Annotated in this window: 17 protein-coding genes and 1 tRNA gene; 10 read left to right on the top strand and 8 right to left on the bottom strand. The window is 58.4% G+C overall.

The genetic code is table 11. The annotated features are described in order from the left end of the window. The first annotated feature begins 6 nt into the window (after positions 1 to 6). The gene (locus CP97_RS12540) at positions 7 to 918 is read left to right on the top strand and encodes a cation diffusion facilitator family transporter (RefSeq protein WP_053106717.1); all 912 of its coding nucleotides are present in this window, start codon (positions 7 to 9) and stop codon (positions 916 to 918) included. Then, positions 915 to 1,400 (top strand): GFA family protein, encoded by a 486-nt coding sequence (locus tag CP97_RS12535; protein ID WP_063612536.1) that lies wholly within the window; start codon positions 915 to 917, stop codon positions 1,398 to 1,400. Before CP97_RS12540 ends, CP97_RS12535 begins: the two co-directional genes overlap by 4 nt. A gap of 67 nt (positions 1,401 to 1,467) precedes the next feature. Here the strand turns inward: CP97_RS12535 and CP97_RS12530 are convergent, their stop codons facing one another. The 3 genes from CP97_RS12530 to CP97_RS12520 all read right to left on the bottom strand — a co-directional run bounded on the left by CP97_RS12530 (position 1,468) and on the right by CP97_RS12520 (position 3,984). After that, complete coding sequence (locus CP97_RS12530) at positions 1,468 to 1,674, bottom strand: hypothetical protein (protein WP_048886235.1); 207 nt, start codon at positions 1,672 to 1,674, stop codon at positions 1,468 to 1,470. A gap of 151 nt (positions 1,675 to 1,825) precedes the next feature. Then, the gene (gene clpX / locus CP97_RS12525) at positions 1,826 to 3,097 is read right to left on the bottom strand and encodes an ATP-dependent Clp protease ATP-binding subunit ClpX (protein ID WP_048886234.1); all 1,272 of its coding nucleotides are present in this window, start codon (positions 3,095 to 3,097) and stop codon (positions 1,826 to 1,828) included. Positions 3,098 to 3,291: 194 nt separating this feature from the next. Next, entirely contained in the window at positions 3,292 to 3,984 is a 693-nt protein-coding gene (locus CP97_RS12520; RefSeq protein WP_048886233.1) for an ATP-dependent Clp protease proteolytic subunit, read from the bottom strand. 193 nt (positions 3,985 to 4,177) lie between these two features. On the opposite strand from CP97_RS12520, the gene CP97_RS12515 reads away from it, so the two are divergent. Together CP97_RS12515 and CP97_RS12510 are read left to right on the top strand one after the other, a co-directional pair. Further along, on the top strand, positions 4,178 to 6,274 hold the full coding sequence (locus CP97_RS12515) for a TonB-dependent receptor plug domain-containing protein (protein WP_048886232.1): 2,097 nt from the start codon (positions 4,178 to 4,180) through the stop codon (positions 6,272 to 6,274). Between the two features lie 116 nt (positions 6,275 to 6,390). Beyond that, positions 6,391 to 8,493: a TonB-dependent receptor plug domain-containing protein gene (locus CP97_RS12510; RefSeq protein ID WP_161485466.1), complete on the top strand. Its 2,103-nt coding sequence runs from the start codon at positions 6,391 to 6,393 to the stop codon at positions 8,491 to 8,493. Between the two features lie 73 nt (positions 8,494 to 8,566). Here the strand turns inward: CP97_RS12510 and tig are convergent, their stop codons facing one another. Further along, positions 8,567 to 10,141: a trigger factor gene (gene tig / locus CP97_RS12505; RefSeq protein WP_048886230.1), complete on the bottom strand. Its 1,575-nt coding sequence runs from the start codon at positions 10,139 to 10,141 to the stop codon at positions 8,567 to 8,569. 79 nt (positions 10,142 to 10,220) lie between these two features. Beyond that, positions 10,221 to 10,305 (bottom strand) — tRNA-Leu (locus tag CP97_RS12500). Positions 10,306 to 10,702: 397 nt separating this feature from the next. On the opposite strand from CP97_RS12500, the gene CP97_RS12495 reads away from it, so the two are divergent. Next, positions 10,703 to 10,987, top strand: coding sequence for a DUF3297 family protein (locus CP97_RS12495; protein ID WP_048886228.1), 285 nt, complete (start codon positions 10,703 to 10,705; stop codon positions 10,985 to 10,987). Positions 10,988 to 11,041: 54 nt separating this feature from the next. On the opposite strand, the gene nhaA is transcribed toward CP97_RS12495, so the two are convergent. Further along, positions 11,042 to 12,268, bottom strand: a complete 1,227-nt coding sequence (gene nhaA, locus CP97_RS12490; RefSeq protein ID WP_048886227.1) for a Na+/H+ antiporter NhaA — start codon at positions 12,266 to 12,268, stop codon at positions 11,042 to 11,044. Between the two features lie 159 nt (positions 12,269 to 12,427). Here nhaA and CP97_RS12485 point away from each other — a divergent pair, with 159 nt between their 5' ends. From CP97_RS12485 to CP97_RS12465, 5 genes are all read left to right on the top strand, one after another. Next, positions 12,428 to 13,852, top strand: coding sequence for a glycosyl transferase family protein (locus CP97_RS12485; protein WP_048886226.1), 1,425 nt, complete (start codon positions 12,428 to 12,430; stop codon positions 13,850 to 13,852). Further along, entirely contained in the window at positions 13,849 to 15,039 is a 1,191-nt protein-coding gene (locus CP97_RS12480; RefSeq protein WP_063612435.1) for a hypothetical protein, read from the top strand. The genes CP97_RS12485 and CP97_RS12480 overlap by 4 nt, the downstream gene beginning before the upstream one ends. Positions 15,040 to 15,093: 54 nt before the next feature. After that, complete coding sequence (locus CP97_RS12475; RefSeq protein ID WP_048886224.1) at positions 15,094 to 16,011, top strand: sulfite exporter TauE/SafE family protein; 918 nt, start codon at positions 15,094 to 15,096, stop codon at positions 16,009 to 16,011. Continuing rightward, positions 16,008 to 16,790 carry a TIGR02186 family protein gene (locus CP97_RS12470; RefSeq protein WP_149036474.1) on the top strand — a complete coding sequence of 261 codons (783 nt, stop codon included), beginning with the start codon at positions 16,008 to 16,010 and terminating at the stop codon, positions 16,788 to 16,790. The genes CP97_RS12475 and CP97_RS12470 overlap by 4 nt, the downstream gene beginning before the upstream one ends. A gap of 88 nt (positions 16,791 to 16,878) precedes the next feature. Further along, positions 16,879 to 18,597 (top strand): ATP-binding protein, encoded by a 1,719-nt coding sequence (locus CP97_RS12465; protein ID WP_082863821.1) that lies wholly within the window; start codon positions 16,879 to 16,881, stop codon positions 18,595 to 18,597. 44 nt (positions 18,598 to 18,641) lie between these two features. On the opposite strand, the gene CP97_RS12460 is transcribed toward CP97_RS12465, so the two are convergent. Continuing rightward, entirely contained in the window at positions 18,642 to 19,376 is a 735-nt protein-coding gene (locus CP97_RS12460; RefSeq protein ID WP_048886223.1) for a 7-carboxy-7-deazaguanine synthase QueE, read from the bottom strand. A 1-nt stretch (position 19,377) separates the two neighbouring features. Next, on the bottom strand, positions 19,378 to 22,134 hold the full coding sequence (locus CP97_RS12455; RefSeq protein WP_048886222.1) for a valine--tRNA ligase: 2,757 nt from the start codon (positions 22,132 to 22,134) through the stop codon (positions 19,378 to 19,380). Between the last annotated feature and the right edge of the window lie 2 nt (positions 22,135 to 22,136).

Here is a 22,136-nt window from a genome sequence, read left to right as displayed (position 1 = left end):
AGGCGCTTGCAATTATATCCGCACGCCCCGGCTGATTTCGGCCGGGCGTTTGCCATTGGCGTCGTCCTCAATACGGGTTTTGTCATAGTCGAAGCAGTCTTCGGCTTTCTGTCAGGATCTATGGCGCTGGTGGCCGATGCAGGACATAATCTGTCCGACGTGCTCGGCCTGCTCATCGCCTGGGGTGCCAGCATTGCGGCGAAGAAGCCGCCCTCCAACAGATTTACCTATGGCATGAAGAGTTCAACCATCCTGGCCGCGCTCGCCAATGCGATGCTGCTGCTGCTGGCCATTGGGGCCATTCTCTACGAATCGATCCATCGCCTGCTTGATCCAGTGGCGCCGGAAGGCTGGACAATGATCTGGGTGGCGGGCGTGGGCATTGTTATCAACACGGTTACGGCACTGATGTTCATGCGTGGTCGCAAGAATGATCTGAACATTCGCGGCGCATTTCTGCACATGGCGGCTGATGCTCTCGTTTCTGTCGGCGTGGTTATCGCGGGCGCCGTGATCCTGATGACTGGCGCAATACTGATCGATCCGATTGTCAGCCTTGTGATCGTGGCGGTGATTGGCTGGGGCACATGGGGCTTGCTGAAAGACAGTGTGAAGATGAGCCTGCTGGCCGTGCCCGACAGTGTAGATGAAACCGCAGTGCACAGTTATCTGGCCGGGCTTGCAGGTGTTGAGCTTGTGCATGATCTGCATATCTGGCCGATGAGCACGACCGAAACTGCCCTGACAGCACATCTGATCATACCCGCTGGCCATCCGGGCGATGCTTTCCTGCAAGACGCTGCCAATGGGTTGGCGCATGAATTCCATATCGAACATGCTACACTGCAAGTGGAGCGCGAAAGCAGCGGGGGCTGCCGTCAAGGCGAAGGTGGGATAGGACGATGGGAAGCGACGTGATCCGCACAGGCGGCTGTGGATGCGGCTATGTGCGCTACAGGACGCACGGCGAACCGATCATGGTCCACAATTGCCATTGCAGGCTTTGCCAGCAGCAAACCGGATCGACCAGCGTCGTCAATGTTTTCATTGAAAGCGACAATTTCGAATTGGTGTCAGGCGATCTGACCGAACATATGTTGAAATCCGGAAGCGGAAAAATGCACTCGGTCCATCGTTGCGCACAATGCGGTTGCGCCGTCTGGAGCCATTATCCGGGGCTGGGCAAGCTGATGACAGCCTTTCGCGCAGGAACGCTGGATAAGCCGGACGGCGTCACGCCCGATGTCGTCATCTTCGCCAAGTTCAAGATGTCTTGGGTCACATTGCCCGACAACATCCCGTCATTTCCCGAATATTACGACGCGCGCACGGTCCTGCCGCCAGAAGAAATCGAGCGGCTGCGGGCCTTGGGGGAACGGCGGAAGGCTGGCGATGGTTAGCTGGCACGCAAAACGGACAGGCCGTTTTGGCGCGCCGGCCACCATCATGAAATCTTTGGTCTGAACGCTATTCCTGCGGCGGCTGCTCGCCTTCGGGTGCCTGCGCCGGCACCTCTGCAGTGGGATCGGTTTCGACCATTTGGGCAACCTGATCATAGACCTGCGCATTCTGGTTCATCTGGTCTGCGACGGGCGGGTTCTGTTCACCGACCTGGCGAAAAAACAAGCTGGCATCGCGAAGCATCTTCGCAGCGAGTTGGGCATTGGTTGGCATAGATATCTCCTATTGATCTTCCGTCACGCGTGCCCGCATGCGGAAATTGAGCCACGCGATCTGACACAGACGCGCGGACAGGCGGCCCGGTGGGGCCGTCCGATGTTCCGATGAAAAATAGAACCGGGAAGGGAGGCGTATCGCAGCGCGATTACGCCGCCTCTTCCTTTTTCTTGCCCTTGGTGCTGTCCATCACGCGTACCGGCTCCTTGCGGCCTTCGACCACGTCGCCATCGACCACCACTTCGGAAACACCTTCCATGCTGGGAAGGTCGAACATGGTATCGAGCAGGATCGCTTCGACGATGGAACGCAAACCACGCGCACCTGTCTTGCGGGCAATAGCCTTCTTGGCGATGGCGCTGAGCGCATCGTCATTGAAGGTCAGTTCAACATCCTCAAGCTCGAACAGCTTGGCATATTGCTTCACCAGAGCGTTCTTAGGTTCCTTCAGGATCGTGATCAGCGCGTCCTCATCAAGGTCGTGCAATGTCGCGATCACCGGCAGACGGCCGACGAATTCCGGGATGAGGCCGAATTTCAGCAGATCTTCAGGCTCACACTTTTCGAGCATCTCGCCGATCTTGGCCTTGCTCGGTTCATCAACATTGGCGCCAAAGCCGATTGACCGCTTTTGCAGGCGATCGCCGATAATCTTGTCCAGCCCGGCGAACGCACCGCCGCAGATGAACAGGATATTGGTGGTATCGACCTGCAGGAATTCCTGCTGCGGATGCTTGCGCCCGCCCTGCGGCGGAACCGAGGCAGTCGTGCCTTCCATCAGTTTGAGCAATGCCTGCTGCACGCCTTCGCCCGAAACATCGCGCGTAATGGAAGGATTTTCCGCCTTGCGGGTAATTTTGTCGATTTCGTCAATATAGACTATGCCCTGCTGCGCCTTTTCGACATTATAGTCGGAAGATTGCAGCAGCTTGAGAATGATGTTCTCAACGTCCTCGCCCACGTAACCTGCTTCGGTCAGCGTGGTGGCATCGGCCATTGTGAAAGGCACATCGAACGTGCGCGCCAGTGTTTGCGCCAGCAGCGTCTTGCCGCTGCCGGTGGGGCCGACAAGCAGGATGTTGGACTTTGCCAGTTCGACATCGCCGCCCTTGGCCGTGTGGTTGAGGCGTTTGTAATGATTGTGCACTGCGACAGAAAGCACGCGCTTGGCGCGATCCTGCCCGATCACGTAATCGTTCAGCGTGCCGCAAATGTCATGCGGGGTAGGAACGCCGCCATCCTTGCGTCCGGCAAGGCCGTTCTTGGCCTCTTCACGGATGATGTCGTTGCACAGCTCTACGCATTCATCGCAGATGAATACGGTAGGGCCGGCAATGAGCTTGCGCACCTCATGCTGCGATTTACCGCAGAAACTGCAGTACAGGGTGCTCTTGCTATCGGTTCCGCTCAACTTGGTCATAATCCTTACATCCGGTGCACCATCTCGCCCCTCTGGCGGATGGCTTGGGAATCGGCCCTATCCTAGGGCGACAATCCCCAATATCAAACATGGCAGTATTTAGCATCCCCGCCTTGCTCCATACTGAAGAGGCAGGGTTGCCAAATCGCTACGATCGGGTTCCGGAACGTCAAGATGTCCCGGAATGAACCCGATCAGTCGGGTGCGCCGCCCGATCCATCCTTGTCGTCTTTCTTGCCCGCTTCCTGATCTTTGGGGCGATGCGCGAAAACAGCGTCTACGATGCCGAACTTCTTGGCCTCGTCCGCTTCGAGGAATGTGTCACGATCCAGCGCCTTTTCAATATCGGTCAGGCTCTGGCCGGTATATTCGACGTAAAGATCGTTCATCCTGGCGCGAATCCGCAGAATCTCTTTCGCCTGGATTTCGATATCCGAAGCCATGCCACGCGCGCCGCCGCTGGGCTGGTGGACCATGATGCGGGCATTGGGGAGCGCCACGCGCATACCCGGCTCACCCGCTGCAAGCAGGAAGCTACCCATGCTGGCTGCCTGGCCGATGCACACGGTGCGAACCTTGGGCTTGATATATTGCATGGTGTCATGGATCGCCATGCCAGCTGTCACCACGCCGCCGGGCGAGTTGATATACATGCTGATATCGTTGGAATTTTCACTTTCCAGAAACAGAAGCTGGGCCACGATCAGGCTGGCCATATTGTCTTCGACCTGTCCCGTTACGAACACGATGCGTTCGCGCAGGAGGCGGCTGAAAATATCGAAGCTGCGTTCGCCGCGGCTGGTCGATTCGACAACTACGGGCACAAGCGCGCCGGTTACAGGGTCGGTAGTAAACTGGTCTTTATTGTCGCCGAACAGGTCGAACATGCAGCAGGTCCTCTCGTCTCGCTGGAGTTGCGCCTATGTCGCCTCACATGCGCCCAAGTTCAAGGGGCAGCTTCATTGCCATGGTGAATCCCTTTGTCGGAGCTGATGGGGCGCTTGTCGATATGCACCTGCGGACAGGACAGGTTTCCTGTGTGACCATCTCAATAGCAAACGCGATTGGGGAGGGGCTCTCATGCGCAGATCATTTGCCATCGGAATAATTGCCATCCTGGCGGCAAACTTTCCTGTCGGAGCGCTGGCGCAGGATGATGCCGAGGCCGATACTCAGCAGAATGGCGATGTGGTCATTCCGCAGGCGGAATCCCGCCCGCGTGTATTCACCCCCGCCGATTTCGAGAGGTTCGCACCACGCAATGCGCTCGACATGATAGAGGAAATCCCCGGTTTCACCCTGCGCAGTGCCGATAACCAGCGCGGGCTGGGACAGGCGAGCGCCAATGTCCTGATCGATGGCGAGCGCATCTCCAGTAAATCCGACGGGATCACTACTCAATTGCAGCGTATCGCAACTGATCGGGTGGAGCGGATAGAAATCGTCGATGGGGCGACATTGGGCATCGCCGGGCTATCGGGCCAGGTCGCCAACGTGATCACAAGGCCCAGCGCCATCAGCGGTCGGTTTTCCTATCGTTCAAGTTTTCGCCCCAAATATGCATCGCCAAGTTTTATTGGCGGCGAAGTGTCGCTCAGCGGATCAGGCGAAACGCTGGATTGGACGCTGGCGCTGGCCAATGGCGTGGGTCGCGGCGCATCGGGCGGGGGAGAAGCACTCATTCTCGATCCGGAAGGCAATGTGCTGGAAACGCGTGACATCCGCACGCGCTTTGTGGACGATACGCCGCGCATTTCAGGTAATGCCCAATGGACCAGTCCGGGCGGGACGGTAGTGAACACAAATGCCAGCTACCGCCGCGTCTATGACGATTACCGGGACGATCAACGTCGCGATCTTGCCGACGGCGTAGATCGCCAGCGGAACCTGTTATCCCCCACGCGTGGCTGGTCATATGAATTGGGCGGCGATGTCCAGTTCGGGCTTGGGCCGGGCCAGATCAAGCTGATCGGCCTTGAACAATACAGCCGAATGAATGAACGCACCGATGCGATCCTGATCTTTGACGATGATAGCCTCGATACAGGCAATCGGTTTGCCTCCCGCACCGAAACCGGAGAGCGGATCGGGCGCATGGAATACACTTGGGCGATGCTGGGCGGGGACTGGCAAGTCGATGCAGAAGCCGCCTTTAACCGACTGGACCGGACCGCGCGCCTGTTCGATCTCGGTCCCGGCGGAGAGTTTGTCGAAATTCCATTTCCCAATGGCACGGGCGGCGTGACAGAGGATCGCTATGAAACCATCCTGACGCATAGCCGCTCCTTATCGGGCAAGCTGACTTTGCAGATAGGTGCAGGGGGCGAATATTCGACCATCAAGCAAACCGGGGCGGGCGGGCTGACGCGCAGCTTCTGGCGGCCCAAGGGTTCGCTCAATCTGGCATGGCAGCCCGAAGCCGGGCTCGACATCTCGCTGGAACTGGCGCGGCGGGTGGGTCAGCTCGATTTTGGTGATTTCCTGCGGACCGTATCGCTCAATCAGGAACAGCAGAATGCAGGCAATGTCGAACTTGTGCCGCAGCAAAGCTGGGAAGCGCAATTGCAGGTAACCAAAAGCCTGGGGCGCTGGGGCAGCACTGAATTTAGCATCTTTGCCCATGCGATCGAGGATTACATCGAATTTATCCCGGTCGAAGGCGGGTTGGAAACACGTGGCAATATCGATTCGGCCAGCCTGATCGGGATGCGCTGGAATTCTACCTTCACGCTTGATGCCATCGGCTTTAACGGCGCCAAGCTGGAATTGACGCTGCAAGCGGAAGAAACCGACCTCACCGATCCGCTCACAGGGGAAAGCCGCGCCTTTGGAGGCCATCAGGACCGCGAAGCAGATGTGGAATTACGGCATGATATCCCCGGTTCCAGCTTGGCATGGGGTGTGGGTGCGGAATATAATCACACACTGCCATATTATCGATTGGGAGAGACCGGCCTCAATTACGAAGGGCCAACCTACACATATGCCTTTGTCGAGCATAAGGATGTCTTTGGATTGACCGCAAATTTGACCGTGTTCAACCTGACAGACGGGCGCGCGCGGCAGGATCGGTTCGTTTACGAAGGCTATCGTGATCGCTCGCCGCTGCTCTTCCGCGAAGTTCAGAACCTTTCAGTCCAGCCAATCTTCACCTTTCGACTGACTGGAGCTTTCTAAAGTAATATCAGCGATATAGCAGGTTTCCTCTGCCTGCATCCCATTTGGGGCAGCTTGCTGAACGCGTAGGTTTCGACTAGCCAGACGTTTCCACCTGATCGTGACCGGATATGATCTTGCGTACCCTTCGCTCCTCTACTGGATTGCTGGCACTCGCCATTACCGCAGATGTGGGAGCTGGTGGCCACATGGCATCGGTGAAGGCGCAGGAAGCGAAGGGGGCGGGTGAACGGCTTGAGCGTGAAACCGATATCGCAGCCCGCAATGTCTATTCGCCGGCGGATTTCGCGCGCTTCGCGCCCCGCACTGCGCTCGATCTGATCGAGCAGATTCCCGGCTTTGACGTCAGTAATAGTGAAAGCGGGCGCGGGTTCGGGCAGGCGAATGAAAACCTGCTTATCAATGGTAAAAGGGTCAGCAGCAAATCCACCAGCACTGCCGATCAGCTGGCGCGCATCCCTGTGGGAAATGTCGTACGGATCGAATTGGTGGACGGTGCAACGCTGGATATTCCCGGCCTTTCGGGCCGTGTCGCCAATATCATTGTAGAGCAGGGGACTGCATCCGGCCTGTTCGAATGGCGGCCGCAATTGTCGACTGGCCCGGCTGAGCCGCGGTTGTTCGAGGGCGAGATCTCGCTCACCGGCACAATGGAGGCTGTCGACTACACGATCGCGCTGGATAACAATGCATCATCCCGCGGATCGCGGGGCCCAGCGATATTTACCGATGCGTCGGGCGTGATCGATGACCGCACCAATCTTGCCAAATCGCAATATAACAGCCCGACGCTGAATGGCAGTTTTGCTTTGGATATCGCGCCGCAAATCATTGCCAACATCAATGTGTCGGCTGGTCTGGAAATTTTCCGCAGCAGAGAGCGGGAAGGGCGCACTGCCGGCAATCCGCTTCCGTCTTTTGAGGAACGCTTCCGCACGACCAATGACAAGTGGAACTATGAAATCGGCGGCGATATTACCTTCCCGCTTGGCCCGGGACAGCTCAAACTGATTGCACTGGACGCATTTGAAGACGGTGATCTGTTGTCGCGTTCCTTGCTTGAACAGGATGATGAGCCCACCAGTGGCACGCGCTACACCCGCGCTTCCGAGACAGGCGAACGTATTGGACGCGGCGAATATAATTGGGGCATGCTTGGGGCGGAATGGCAGCTTTCTGCCGAGGTAGCCTTCAACCGGTTGGATCAGGTCGGGCGATTGTTCTCCTATGATCCCGCGGCGCAGGATTACGTGGAAACAGTCTTCCCCTCGGGCACGGGCGGCGTGCGCGAAGACCGGTATGAAACGCTGCTCAGCGTCAGTTTCCCGATCACTCCGAGGCTATCCTTACAATTGGCAGGGGGCGGGGAATATTCGCAGATATCACAAACTGGCGCGAATGCGCTGTCGCGCAGCTTCCAGCGCCCCAAGGGATCGTTCAATCTCGGGTGGGCGCCGTCTGACGGGCTCGATATCAATGTGGAAATTGCCCGCCGGGTGGGTCAGCTCAATTTCGAAGATTTCCTCGCCAGCGTAGATTTGTCTGACGATCAGGCCAGTGCCGGCAATAATGATCTACGCCCGCCGCAGAACTGGGACATACAGCTGGAAATCGCAAAGGGTCTTGGCCCATGGGGCTCTGCCACACTAACATTCTTTGAAGAGCGGGTCGAGGATCTGGTGCTGATTGTGCCTGTCGCAGGCGGCGGGGAAGCCAGCGGGAATATCGATGATGCGCGCCGCACCGGACTCAATCTCAATGGCACATTGTTGTTCGAACCACTGGGTGCGCCTGGCGCGCAGCTGGAAATCGAGCTGGAACTGGAAGATTCGCAGGTCGTCGATCCCGTCACCGCAATCGAACGCCGGTTCGATGGAAACAATCCCTTCGAACTGAGATTCGATTTCCGCCACGATGTCCCTGCCAGCTTCTTTGCCTGGGGGGCCACTTTCGTGAATGCCGACCGTGCAGCCAATTATCGGGTCCGCGAATTTTTCTTCGATCACCAGCGCAGCACATTCGGAGCGGTCTTTGTGGAACATAAAAATCTGCTTGGCACCACGATGCAGGTGAGGCTGGGCAATGTGTTTGACGGCGTATCGACCTTGCGCCGGACAGTCTATGACGGACCGCGCGACACCGCGCCGGTGCGCTTTACGGAGAACCGCCGCAGGAAGAGCGGCCAGTCCATCAATTTCACGATTTCAGGTAATTTCTAGGGCCTGACGATAGGCCGCGAACGCAATCCGCTGCCGCCTCTCTCTTCATCGCGAAGGGGAGGCGGCGCGCGGTTTACTTCTTGGCTGCATCCTTCTTGGTTGCAGCTTTCTTGGCTGGCGCCTTCTTCGCAGCCGGCTTGTCATCAGCAGCCTTTTTTGCGGCAGGCTTCTTTGCAGCAGCTTTCTTGGCTGGGGCTTTCTTGGCAGCGGGTTCTTCGTCCGCACCCTTCTTGGCCGGAGCCTTCTTGTCTTTATCCGCAGTCTTCTTGGCGGGAGCTTTCTTCTTGGCCGGGGCCTTCTTGGCAGATTCGTCGGGCGCTTCTTCTGCTTCGATTGCAGCTTCAAGCTCTTCGCGGGTAACTTCGCGTTCGGTCACTTCAGCCTTTTCGAACAGGAAGTCGACTACCTTGTCTTCATACAGGGGAGCACGCAGCTGCGCCTGAGCCATGGGTTCGTTGCGAACATATTCCATGAAGCGATCGCGGTCTTCCGGGCGATATTGCTGCGCAGCCTGCTGGATCAGCATTTGCATTTCCTGCTGGCTGATCTCGACATTATTGGCCTGGCCGATTTCGGACAGCAACAGGCCAAGACGCACACGACGTTCGGCAATGCGCTTGTAATCGTCCTTCTCGGCCTCGATTTCCTTCAGCGCCTTTTCAGTATCTTCTTCATTGGCAGCTTCTTGCGTCAGCTGGTTCCAGATCTGGTCGAACTCGGCATCGACCATGCTTGGCGGCACGTCGAAATCATGTCCGGCAGCTAGCGTATCGAGAAGCTGGCGCTTCATCTGCGTGCGGGTGAGGCCAGCGCTCTCCTGCTCGATCTGCCCCTTTACCAGTTCTTTCAGCTTGTCGATGCCTTCAAGGCCCAGCGCCTTGGCGAAATCATCGTCAATCTTGGTGTCAGCTTCGACCTTGACCTGGCGGACAGTGACATCGAATTCGGCTTCCTTGCCGGCGAGGTGTTCTGCCGGATAATCTTTGGGGAAGGTGACGGTGATGGTCTTTTCATCGCCTGTCTTGGCACCGGTCAACTGCTCTTCAAAGCCGGGGATGAACTGGCCTGCGCCGATCACCAGCGGAGCTTCTTCGGCCTTGCCGCCTTCGAATTCCTCACCGTCCACACGGCCGACGAAATCAATGATGAGCTGGTCGCCATCGGCAGCCTTCTTAGTCTTGGGCGCGTCCTTATAGCTCTTCTGCCCTTCGGCAATCTTGCCAAGTGCTTCGTCCAGTTCGGCGTCGGACACTGGTACGTTGAGCTTTTCGAGCTTCAAACCGTCTATAGAAGGAGCCTCGATTTCGGGAAGCACTTCGATTTCGACTGTCAGCTCGGCATCTTTGCCCTGTTCATAGCCTTCGGCCATTTCGACCTTGGGCTGCAGGGCAGGGCGCAGCTTCTTGTCGCGGATCAGCTGTTCAACCGATTCGCGAAGCGTATTGTTGAGGACATCGGCATGCAGCGCCTCCCCATGCATCTTGCGCACGAGGTTGGCGGGGACCTTGCCCGGACGGAAGCCGGGCATGCGCACTTGCGGGGCAACCTTGGTTACCTCTGCCGTGACCTTGTCATCAATATCCTTGGCGGTGATGGTCAGGGTGTAGGCGCGCTTGAGGCCTTCATTGGTGTTTTCGACGATCTGCATATCCAGCCTTTATCTAACTACTTGAACGGTTCGACAGGGCGGGAAGCGACCAGTGTCGCACCCTGACACGGGGCGAAATTGGTGCGGGCGAAGGGACTCGAACCCCCACATCTTGCGATACTGGTACCTAAAACCAGCGCGTCTACCAATTCCGCCACGCCCGCAACCAAGCGAACCGCGCAGGCGGGGAGCCTGCGAAACGAAGCGCCGCCCTTATAAGGGCGCGAAGGAAAGGGCAAGGTTCGCGATGAGCAGAAACGACAAGGGGAACATAAAGGCGCGCTCCGCCGTTGGTCCTGTATCTGAAAAAGAGAGGCCGAGATCGCCATGACTAGCCGAGAATCAGTCGAATCCTCACATGCGGAGCATGACCCATCCAAAACTTTCGCAAATGGGAATGGCCGACCTGATGAACAGCCTGGCAGCCCGCAGAAGCCTGATGAAGTGGACCCCGGGGACGGGGATTCGGTGAATCCGGGCCAGACGCCGACTGAAGTACCGCCAGATCAATTGCCCGGCAGCGATTGATTTTTTGCGGCGTGGCGCTAGTGGCCTTCGCCCATGACCGACACAAACCAGCAAGATACGCCGCCCGATCACCTCGCGATTAATCCGCGCAGCCCGCATTTCGATGCCGATTTGTTGCAACGCGGAGTCGCCATTCGGTTCAAGGGGCGGGTGCGTACCGATATCGAAGAATATTCCATCTCCGAAGGCTGGGTCCGCGTGCAGGCCGGCAAGACGGTTGATCGCAAGGGCCGCCCGCTTACCATCAAGCTGAACGGTCCGGTCGAAGCATGGTTCGAGGATTTGGGTGACAATCCGCCCGTCGCCAAGGCTGACTGAACGCCAGCCAAGGTTAGGCGCGCGCCCTGCGGAAGCGCCCGACCTGGCTTAGCATCAGACCACTGGGCTTTTCGGATCATCCTGCGTTTCAGGATGCGATGTTGTCAGGCGCAGGATGCCATAACCCAGCACTGCCGAAATCAGCGAACCGGTGAGAATGCCGATCTTTGCCTCGTCCCGCAGCAGGCGCATCGTTTCACCAGTGCCCTGAAAGGCCAGTTCGCCGATAAACAGGCTCATCGTGAAACCGATTCCGCACAGGATCGAAACGCCCCAGATTTCCACCCAGGTCGACCCCGCAGGTTTCTCCACAAAGCCCACTTTGACAGCGGCCCACACCATAGAGAAGATGCCCACCTGCTTGCCCACGACAAGGCCAGCGGCAACTGCCAGCGGCAAGGGATCAAGCAGCGCATCGATGCCCAGGTCTGAAATATCGACGCCGGCATTGGCAAAGCCGAATAGCGGAACCACGATATAGGCGTTCCACGGGACCATGGCGTGCTCCATATCCTCCAGCATCGCATTGCCTTTTTTCCCGTGCATCGGAATGGTCAGCGCGGCGAGCACGCCGGCGATCGTGGCGTGAACGCCGGAATATAAAACGCAGTACCACAGCGCGACGGTGAGCAGGACAAAGGGAGCCATCGCGCTCACCCGCATGCGGTTCATGGCGACCATGACCCCCACCACCGCAGCGGCGGCCGCGAGATATTCCATCTTGATCGTCTCTGTATAGAAGACCGCGATGATGGTGACGGCGCCGATATCGTCGACAATGGCAACAGTCAGCAGGAACAGACGCAAGGCAGAGGGAACGCGTGTTCCCAACAGGCCTACCACGCCCATGGCAAAGGCGATGTCAGTCGCGGCCGGAATGGCCCAACCGCGCACAAGGGCAGGTTCCCCGCCCGCCACGAACATGTAGACCGCAGCAGGCGCTGCCATGCCGGCAATGGCGGCAAGAATCGGAAGATTGCGCGCCTTTGGGTCGGACAGATTGCCCGAAATCAGTTCGCGTTTCACTTCCAGTCCGACGACGAAGAAGAAAATCACCATCAATCCGTCATTGATCCACAGGTGCAGGGTGTTGAGGTAAAACACGTCTTTGGACCACATATAGCCGTAGAACATCTCGAAATACGCATTCGAGACATCCGAATTGGCAACAACCATCGCGATGATGGCCACTGCGATCAGGAGAATGCCTTCAAATGCATCCGCTCGAAAAAGGGCGGAGAAGTTGCGGACGGCCGATTTGAGAATGCTGGGTTGAGACATATGTGCGTCCCTTTTCGCAATTGGCCGCGCATTTCAAGTGCGGAGCGCGATATTGGACAAAATGAGGCCCATTCGGCGCAAATCGGGTGCGGCCAGTTGCATTCCTAAATGTAAAATGTAGTCCTGCGTAAACATACTTAGAGCAAGGGGTCGCGAAGTATGGAGCTGGGGCCGTGGTCTGCGCTGGAATGGCTGGCGCTGATGGAATATGAGCTATTGCTGTTTGCGGGGGTCTTTTTCCTGCTCGGCGTGGCGGATGAGCTGGCGATGGACGGCATCTGGCTGTGGCTACGTACCACTGGCCGCCTGCGGACCCACAGGATAGCGCGCGCCCAATTGCGCCACGGCGAACTTTCGGGGTTGGTCGCGGTGATGATCCCGGCATGGCAAGAAGACAAGGTCATCAGCGAAACGCTGGTCCATGCACGCCGCGCCTGGCCGCACGATAATCTGCTGTTCTATATCGGTATTTACCGCAATGATCCCGCCAGCATGCAAGCCGCATCGCGCGGGGCGGACGATGATTCGCGCGTTCGGTTGGTAGTGCATGATCGTGACGGGCCTTCGACCAAGGCCGATTGTCTCAATCGTCTGTATCGCGCGATGGAGCAGGATGAATTGCGCCGCGGGCAGGCGGTGCGCATAATCTTGCTGCATGACGCTGAAGATATGGTGGACGAAGCGGCATTGGCGCTCATCGACACGGCGATGGATGATTGCGAATTCGTACAACTGCCGGTCCTGCCGCTGCCGCATCCAACCTCGCCATGGATCGCAAGCCATTATTGCGAAGAATTTGCTGAATCGCACGGCAAGGCAATGGTGGTGCGCGATGCGTTGACCGCCTTCATGCCCGCTGCGGGCGTAGGCTGTGCCTTCAATCGTGAAACATTGCGGACCATGGCCGAAATCGCCCGCGAAGAAAGCGGCGCAAGGGGGCCGTTCTGCGACAGTTCACTGACCGAAGATTACGAACTGGGCCTGAGGATCGGCGCGGCAGGCGGTCGATCGCGCTTCCTGCGCGTGCGCGGTGAAGACGGAACATTGGTGGCCACGCGCTCTTATTTCCCGACGACACTGGAGCGCGCCGTGCGGCAAAAAGCGCGCTGGATGCACGGCATCGCCTTTCAGGGATGGGACCGGCTGGGTTGGAGCGGAACGCTGGTGGAAAACTGGATGCGTCTGCGCGACCGACGCGGGCCGATGTCGGCACTGGTACTGCTTACTGGCTATATGCTGTTCCTGATCGCGCTCCTGCTGACCGCGCTCGACATTGCTGGCTATGGCAGGCCGTGGGAACCGACGCCGCTGTTGTGGGCTCTGCTAGGCATCAACATGATCGGATTTATCTGGCGTGCCGGTGTGCGCATGGCTTTCACCACGCGGGAATATGGCGTCATGGAAGGGCTGCGCGCGGTGCTGCGCATTCCCCTTGCCAATGTCATCGCGATCATGGCCGGTCGGCGGGCCTTGCTTGCCTATGGCCGCACGCTGCGTGGAGCCGATGCACAATGGGACAAGACCGCCCATGAAGACCATCCCGCCATGACGCAGCGTTCCGCTGTTTCAGAGCATGCAGTTTGACGCGCACTGCAATCGCAATGCCCGCGCGGCGGGGCGGCGCGCTGGTGGCGCTGGGCGGGATAGTTGCAAGCTGGCTCGTGCTGCGTTTAATCTTGTGGGCACCGCCATTTCCAGTTGATGCACTTTCAGGCGTAGCAACACTTGAAGACAATGTGCCGGGCATAAACCATGGACAGCGACCCTTGGCAGAAGCGGTGCAAACCCCGTTAGGCCCACTGGCGCCCCACATGGAGGCATCTCTATCACAAGGTTCAGAAGTGCCTTCGTTGCGCGCCATGGAAACGCGGCTCTCTGTCAAGCCAACAGCTCATCAAACTGCGTCGCCCCGGCAATCACCGCTAAAACGCAGCGATCCTGCCGGGACGCGCCAGTTGATCGCGCAGGCAAGCTTGCTTGAACAGGGTCTGCGTGACGAGGCAGGCCGCAAGCCCCCTCTTTCAGGGCCGGCCATTGCGCGCCAGCAAGCAGGGGACATGGGGGCACCTCCTGCGATCTTCACTCCGCAAGAAGCAAGTGAAATTCGTGGGACTGGCACTGCATCGCGATGGTCGATGGATGCCTGGGCCTTGTGGCGGGAGGAAAATGATTCGCCGCTGCTGTCGGGCCGACCGAGCTATGGTCGCAGCCAATTGGGAGCAGTGGTGCGTTATTCCCTCGCCCCGTCCAATTCGCATGCCCTGCAAATCCATATGCGCGGCAGTCTTGCGCTTGAGGGACGAAAGGAGAGGGAGGCTGCGCTTGGCACTTCAATGCGGCCCGTGCCTGGTGTGCCCGTGCGGCTGGCGGCAGAAGCGCGGGTGAGCGAAACTGACCGTGGCACGGAATTGCGGGGCGCTGCCTTTGCCGTCAGCGAATTTCCTCCGCTCGACCTGCCGGGAAGCTTGCGCGCCGATGTCTATATGCAAGGTGGCTATGTCACCGGCGATTTCGCCACGCCCTTTGTCGATGGGCAGGCAAGGGTGACTCGCGCTCTGATGGGGAGCGATGAATTGCTACTGTCTGCGGGTGGGGGCGTCTGGGGCGGGGCGCAGAAGGATGCGCAGCGCCTTGACCTTGGGCCAAGCGCAGCTGTCAATTTCCGCATCGGTCCTGTGCGGGGGCGCGCAACCGTGGATTATCGCTTCCGCGTGGCCGGAGATGCCGAGCCGGCAAGTGGCCCTGCGCTCACACTATCTGCCGGATTTTAGGCACCGCCTGTCATTCGCCTTCTATAGCGCGCTGTCTTGCGTTAGGCGCAGGGGATGGATGTCTATCTCCCCATTGCGAATCTGGCAGTCGACGGTCTGGTGATCGTCGTTCTGGGCGTGGCGACGGGCATCCTTTCAGGCGTTTTTGGCGTAGGTGGTGGATTTCTGACAACACCACTGCTTATATTTTATGGCATTCCGCCCACCGTGGCGGCCGCATCTGCTGCAACGCAGGTGACGGGCGCCAGCGTGTCGGGCGTCTTTGCCCATAGCCGCAATAATGGCGTCGATTATCAGATCGGGCTGGTAATCGTGTCGGGCGGCATGGTCGGGGCACTGGTGGGGGCGGGGCTGTTTACCCTGCTAAGTTCGCTCGGGCAGATAGATACCGTCATCAACATTCTCTATGTGTTGCTGCTGGGCACGATTGGCGGGCTGATGTTGCAAGAAGCACTAAGTGCTCTTGGGGTTGTGTCATCGTCCACCGATAAGCCGCGCGCCGCCAAGCGCCGCCACCACCCGTGGATTGCCGTATTACCCTATCGCTGGCGCTTCTATCGCTCGGGCCTGTATATCTCTCCTATTGCGCCTTTGATATTGGGATTGGTGGTCGGCATCCTCACTATGCTGATGGGAGTTGGCGGCGGGTTCATAATGGTGCCGGCAATGCTCTACATCCTCGGGATGAGTGCCAAGGTCGTGGTTGGCACCAGCCTGTTCAACATCCTTTTCATCACCATGCTGGTGACGATGGTGCATTCCTTCACCACGCGCGCCGTTGATATCGTGCTGGCGGGTCTGTTGTTGCTCGGCTCTGTCATCGGGGCGCAGTTCGGCACGCGGATCGCGCAATTTGCAAAGCCGGAATATCTTCGTCTCGCGCTTGGCACGATAGTGGTCGGTATCGCGCTTCGCATGGCCTATGGCCTGACTGTCCGTCCGGACGAAGTTTACACCGTGGTGCCGTTATGATCGCCCGCATCGCTGCCATCTTTGCATTTGCCCTGTGTGCGCTCACACAGATTGCTCCAGCCCACGCGCAGGACACGGATCCGATCCTCGTGCCCGATATTTCGGAACATGACATTGTCCTTCGGCAAGGTTTCACCGGGGCTGACCTCCTCCTCTTCGGGGCCATCCTTGATCCTGCTGGTGGCCGCGTGGGGGAAGGCTATGATGTTGTCGTGGTCCTCAAAGGACCAACCGAGGAAATCCGCCTGCGCGAAAAGGAACGCTGGTTTGGCATCTGGATCAATGCGGACACCACTGCATATCGCTCGGTCCCCAGCTTCTATGCCATTGCCAGTTCGCGCCCGATTGCAGATATCGTGGATGAACGGACCGCTGCGATTTACGAACTTGGGTTAAATTACCTCCAGCTGTCCCCCACCGATTCCATTGATCCAGTGGAGCAAGCGCGCTTTTCCGCAGGATTGGTGGATTTGCGCCAGCGCCTTGGCCTTTATGCGCAATTTGAAGACGGGGTGCAGGTCTCCGAAAACGTGCTCTACCGGGCTCGTCTGCCCATTCCCTCCAATGTGATACCGGGCCGCTATGTGGCGGAAACATTCGCCATAGCAGATGGGCGCGTCATCACTTCTGCCACATCGGAAGTGCAGGTACTCAAAGAAGGGTTCGAAGGGGTCGTGGCTGAAGAGGCGGAAGAGAACGCCTTTTTCTACGGGCTGTTCGCTGTTGGCCTGTCGGTTTTCATGGGCTGGGCGGCCGGGCGCCTCTTCTCGCTCGTCTGACATCCTTGAAAGTGCGAAATATTGACGCGATTTTAACCTCGTCCGGGCTAATGTTCTCATACAGTAACAGGTTTGAGAGCCCCCTTTTATGACTGAGATGCCCGGCAACCAGTTTTCCAATGCAGCCCCATTAGGTACTGCGCAGTCGACTACTCCGCCCCCGCACGAAGAGCTGGGGACGCAGGCTCTGCAAAGCGATGACAAAGCGCGCCTGCCGATCGGCGTTGTGCTGGAAATCGCCGGCTCCGGCTCTGCTGTTGCACTCGATCTTTTGCGGCTCAATGAATGCATTGATGATCCCGATCCCTCAATTGCGCTGGCCGGACAGGTGGGCTCGCAAATCAAGATCAAGACTGCTGACGGCTGGCTGCTCGCATCTGTCCGCAACCAGCGGCAGGATCGGCGTGGGGATGGCAATTCGGTCATCGCCAATATCGATTTCATGGGCGAAGGGCGCGAGGAAAAGCTGACCGGCAAGATCCATGGTTTCCGCCGTGGTGTGACGCGCTATCCCATTCCCGGCGCGATGATTTATCCCGCGACGACAGAGGATCTGCGCCAGATCTACGCATCGGACGGGCGCAGCTCAATCCAGATCGGCACGGTCTATCCCACAGGCGATATCCGTGCGGGCATGTATATTGACGCCATGCTGGGCAAGCATTTCGCTTTGCTCGGCTCCACCGGCACGGGTAAATCGACCAGTGCGGCGCTCATCCTGCACCGTATCTGTCAGGCGGCCCCGCAAGGGCACATCCTGATGATTGATCCGCATGGCGAATATTCTGCCGCCTTCCGCAACACCGGCCAGATTTTCGACGTGTCCAATCTGCAGATGCCCTATTGGCTGATGAATTTTGAAGAACATTGCGAAGTGCTGCTGAAGTCGTCGGGTAATGACCTTCAGAATGACAGGGACATTCTGGCAAAATGCCTTCTGGCTGCACGACAAAAAAACCGGCTTGCCGAAGGCATGGGCAAGATTACCGTGGATTCGCCCATTCCCTATCTTCTGTCTGACCTCACCGGCATGATCCAGGATGAAATGGGTAAGCTGGACAAGGCCACCAATACTGCGCCTTACATGCGGATCAAGACCAAGATTGACGAATTGAAGGCTGATCCGCGTTATCAATTCCTGTTTTCCGGAATGCTCGTGGGCGATACAATGGCCGACTTCATTTCCAAGATTTTCCGCATGCCGTCGTCGGGCAAACCGATTTCAATAATTGACGTGTCGGGCGTGCCTTCGGACATTACCAGCACAGTAGTTGCAGTGCTCAGCCGCCTTGTCTTCGATTTCGCAATCTGGGGTCGAAACGAGAAAACCAGCCCGATCCTGCTCGTTTGCGAAGAAGCGCACCGTTACGTGCCGAGCGAGAAGAATGCCGATGGCAATTCGGTTGGCCGCGTCCTCAGCCGTATTGCCAAGGAAGGCCGTAAATACGGTATCTCGCTCGGCCTTATCACGCAGCGGCCGTCAGATCTTGCAGAAGGCGTGCTGTCACAGTGCGGCACCATCATCTCCATGCGCCTGAACAATGACCGCGATCAGGCTTTCGTGAAGGCGGCCATGCCTGAAGGCGCGCGCGGGTTTCTCGATTCAATTCCGGCGCTGCGTAACCGTGAGTGCATCATCTGCGGCGAGGGTGTGTCCGTTCCGATCCGCGTCAGCTTCGATAATCTGGAAGAATCGAAGCGCCCGGCATCCGAAGATCCCAGCTTCGTGGATTTGTGGAACCAGGGGGGCGGCGAAGAGGACATGGTTGAACGCACCGTCCAGCGTTGGCGTGCCCAAGGGACGTGATTGTTATAGCGAGGGCGCGAATGCTGCTTCGCAACACAAACAATTCAACTTCCGCGCGTGTCGCCATACAGGTGGATATGCAGCCGGTCGCTCATCCGGAAGCCGTGTTTCAGGCATAGCGGAGCGAGCCAATCCATGCGCTGGCGCAAAGCCGCGCTGTCCGTGCCTTCGGGCATCAGGAAGATACGCTTTGCGGGGATGAAATGGGTGCGCGCAAGCGTCAGCACTTCCTCGACATCGTCGGGTTCTGCGATCACGAATTTGAAAAAAGCGCGTTCGTCCGTCGCCCAGCGATCGAGCATTTCGGGCTTTAAAGCGAGGTCGGCAGGATTGCCGCTGTGGGCCAGCTTGGGGCTGACATTATACTGGTCCACCCGCACATCGAAGCGGGCGGGGGGATCGATCGTGCCATTGGTTTCGACCTCCACCGCGATATCGGGAAGAAGCTCCAGCATCGCCGCCAGCTTTCCTGCCTGCATCAACGGTTCGCCGCCTGTGATGACGAGGCGATTCTGGCCGAGCGCCGCGATCATTTTCGCAACCTCTGCCTCTTCCAGTTCCAGCTGGTTGGGCCTGCGCTGATAAGTTTCGCCATCGCGGTGCGGACGATTATCGCCTTCAAAGTGCCATGTGTAGGCCGTGTCGCACCACACGCAGGCAAGATTGCAGCGCGACAGCCGAAGAAAAGCAACCGGAGCGCCCGCGCTTGGCCCTTCGCCCTGTAGCGAAGCGAATATCTCTGCCTCCCCCGGGGCCTGTGTGGCCAGCGTCAGCGACATGTCATCCCAGCCGTTCCAGCGCGCCTTCCAGTCGGGCGATTTCGGCCTCGTGATGTGCCAGATCGGCGCGCGCCTTTTCGACCGCCTCGGGCTTGGCCTTTTCCACGAAAGAGGCATTGCCCAGCCGCCCGCCGAGTGATTTGGCTTCTTTCTGAGAGCCTGCAAGCGCCTTTTCCAGACGGCTACGTTCTGCTGCGATATCGATCACGCCTTCCAACGGGATGATGAATACGTCGGTCCCCGCTGTCACTTGCATTGCAGCCCCTGCGGGCGCGTCTTCAAAGCTGACCGGTGAAAGGCGGGCCAGCCGCTCGATGGCGGCGGCGCTGCGATCCACCACGCTTTTGGCGAGATCGGATGGAGCAGGGCAAAAGGCCGGCAGTTTTTCGCCCGGCGAAATGCCCAATTCATTGCGCGCGCCGCGTGTGGCGGTGGTGAGCGCGATAACCCAGTCGATAGCGTCGGTGGCCTGCTTGCTGACCGTCGCGCGCGGTTCGGGCCATTTGGCAAGGATCAACTCGTATTTGCGTTCCCCCTGCGCATTCCACAATTCTTCGGTCACGAAGGGCATGAACGGATGCAGCATGACAAGGATCTGGTCGAGCGCCCAGCCGGCCACTTCGCGGGTTTCGCGTGCGGCATCGCTATCTGCCTCGCCCATGAAAACAGGCTTGATCAGTTCCAGATACCAGTCGCAAAAGCGCGACCAAGCAAATTGGTAGATCGTGTTGGCTGCTGCATCAAAGCGCAGATCGGCCATCGCCGCGTCGAGCGCCTCGACCGTTTGCTGCACTTCGCCGATAATCCACTGGTTCGCGGCCAGCTTTGCCGCAGGGGCCTTGATGCTATCGGACGCACCGATGCCGTTGGATTGGCAAAAGCGCGTGGCATTCCAAAGCTTGGTCGCAAAGTTGCGATAGCCCTCGACCCGGCGCTCATCCATCTTGATGTCGCGGCCCTGACTTTCCATCGCTGCCATGAAAAAGCGAAGCGCATCGGCGCCATATTTGTCGATCAGGATCAGCGGGTCGACGACATTGCCCTTGGACTTGGACATTTTCGCCCCGTCCGCCGCGCGCACGAGGCCGTGCAGATACAGGCGCGGCCACGGGTTTGTGCCGGTCATCTGCTGGCCCATCATCATCATCCGCGCATCCCAGAAAAACAGGATATCGAACCCGCTGATGAGGAGATTGTTGGGATAATGCTTCTCGACCAGATCGGTGTTGTCCGGCCAGCCGAGCGTGGCAAAGGGCCACAGCGCGGATGAGAACCATGTGTCGAGCACGTCCGGATCGCGCCGCAAGGATACGGCATTGTCAGTTAGTGCAGGTTCGTCATCGCTGATGTGCACAGTATCGCGGCGATAGTGATCCATCGCCATTTCCAGCGCCTTAGCCTCGTCATCCGCGACGAACACTTCGCCATCGGGACCATACCAGGCCGGGATGCGATGCCCCCACCAAAGCTGGCGCGAGACGCACCACGGCTGGATGTTTTCCATCCAGTTGAAGAAAGTCTTCTCCCACGCCTTGGGGACGATTTCGATATCGCCGCCTTTGACCGCCGCGATGGGTTTGACGGCCAGCTTTTCGGCATCGACATACCATTGATCGGTCAGCCACGGTTCGATCACCACGCCGCCACGATCGCCAAAGGGCGTTGCTATGGTGCGCGGTTCGGCATCGTGGGATACTTCCTCGCCATCCTTGTTCCTGACGATATAAGTCACGAGGTGGCCGCTTTCCTTGAGCATTTCGACAACGCGGGCACGAGCGTCGAAACGGTCGAGGCCGACCAATTCCTGCGGGATAAGGCCATCCGCGGTCTGGCATACGGCGGCTTCTGCATCCAGCATGTTGAGCATGTCGGCAGGGGCAATGCCGGCGCGCTTGCCGACGTCGAAATCGTTGAAATCATGACCCGGCGTTATCTTCACCGCGCCGCTGCCCAGTTCCGGGTCGGCGTGTTCATCGGCGATGATGGGAATTTCGCGCCCGGTGATCGGCAATGTCACCTTGGCGCCGCGCGCCACCAGTTCCTTGTAGCGATCATCGTCGGGATGCACCGCCACGGCCATATCGGCGAGCATGGTTTCGGGGCGGGTCGTGGAAACGCGCACCGCACCCGACCCATCGCTGAGCGGGTATTCAAACGTCCAGAAGCTGCCCTTCATGTCCTGCGTTTCCACCTCGAGGTCGGAAATCGCGGTTTTGAGCTTGGGGTCCCAGTTCACCAGCCGCTTGTCCCGGTAGATCAGCCCGTCCTTGTGCAGATCGACGAAGGTCTTGGTCACGGCCTTGGTGAAATGCGGGTCCATCGTAAATTGTTCGCGGCTCCAGTCCATCGAACAGCCCAGACGGCGCAGCTGGCGGGTGATCGTGCCGCCGCTTTCGTCCTTCCAGTCCCACACCTTCGCGATAAAATCCTCGCGACTGTAATTGGTGCGCTTGTCCTGTCGCTGTTCAAGCTGGCGTTCAACCACCATCTGCGTCGCGATACCGGCGTGGTCTGTGCCAACCACCCACAGCGCATCCTTGCCGCGCAACCTTTCGTAACGGATGACGATGTCCTGCAACGTATTGTCCAGGGCGTGGCCGATATGCAGGCTGCCTGTCACATTGGGCGGCGGGTTGACGATGGTGAAAGGTTCGGCATCGGCGCGTTCGGGCCGGAACAGACCGTTGGCCTCCCAGTGATCGTACCATTTCGCCTCAATCGCGGCGGGATCGAATGTGGTGTTGAGTTCGCTCGTCATAG

Source organism: Aurantiacibacter atlanticus, from assembly GCF_001077815.2.
Lineage (GTDB): Bacteria > Pseudomonadota > Alphaproteobacteria > Sphingomonadales > Sphingomonadaceae > Alteraurantiacibacter > Alteraurantiacibacter atlanticus.
Note: the sequence above shows the minus strand (reverse complement) of the source record. Positions and strands in the feature narration are given on the sequence as shown.

What these genes read in the sequence shown, in the direction of transcription:
- CP97_RS12530 (WP_048886235.1), bottom strand. Translation starts at nt 1,674, where the DNA reads ATGCCAACCAATGCCCAACTCGCTGCGAAGATGCTTCGCGATGCCAGC.
- clpX (WP_048886234.1), bottom strand. Translation starts at nt 3,097, where the DNA reads ATGACCAAGTTGAGCGGAACCGATAGCAAGAGCACCCTGTACTGCAGT.
- CP97_RS12520 (WP_048886233.1), bottom strand. Translation starts at nt 3,984, where the DNA reads ATGTTCGACCTGTTCGGCGACAATAAAGACCAGTTTACTACCGACCCT.
- CP97_RS12515 (WP_048886232.1), top strand. Translation starts at nt 4,178, where the DNA reads ATGCGCAGATCATTTGCCATCGGAATAATTGCCATCCTGGCGGCAAAC.
- tig (WP_048886230.1), bottom strand. Translation starts at nt 10,141, where the DNA reads ATGCAGATCGTCGAAAACACCAATGAAGGCCTCAAGCGCGCCTACACC.
- CP97_RS12495 (WP_048886228.1), top strand. Translation starts at nt 10,703, where the DNA reads ATGACCGACACAAACCAGCAAGATACGCCGCCCGATCACCTCGCGATT.
- nhaA (WP_048886227.1), bottom strand. Translation starts at nt 12,268, where the DNA reads ATGTCTCAACCCAGCATTCTCAAATCGGCCGTCCGCAACTTCTCCGCC.
- CP97_RS12485 (WP_048886226.1), top strand. Translation starts at nt 12,428, where the DNA reads ATGGAGCTGGGGCCGTGGTCTGCGCTGGAATGGCTGGCGCTGATGGAA.
- CP97_RS12475 (WP_048886224.1), top strand. Translation starts at nt 15,094, where the DNA reads ATGGATGTCTATCTCCCCATTGCGAATCTGGCAGTCGACGGTCTGGTG.
- CP97_RS12470 (WP_149036474.1), top strand. Translation starts at nt 16,008, where the DNA reads ATGATCGCCCGCATCGCTGCCATCTTTGCATTTGCCCTGTGTGCGCTC.
- CP97_RS12465 (WP_082863821.1), top strand. Translation starts at nt 16,879, where the DNA reads ATGACTGAGATGCCCGGCAACCAGTTTTCCAATGCAGCCCCATTAGGT.
- CP97_RS12460 (WP_048886223.1), bottom strand. Translation starts at nt 19,376, where the DNA reads ATGTCGCTGACGCTGGCCACACAGGCCCCGGGGGAGGCAGAGATATTC.
- CP97_RS12455 (WP_048886222.1), bottom strand. Translation starts at nt 22,134, where the DNA reads ATGACGAGCGAACTCAACACCACATTCGATCCCGCCGCGATTGAGGCG.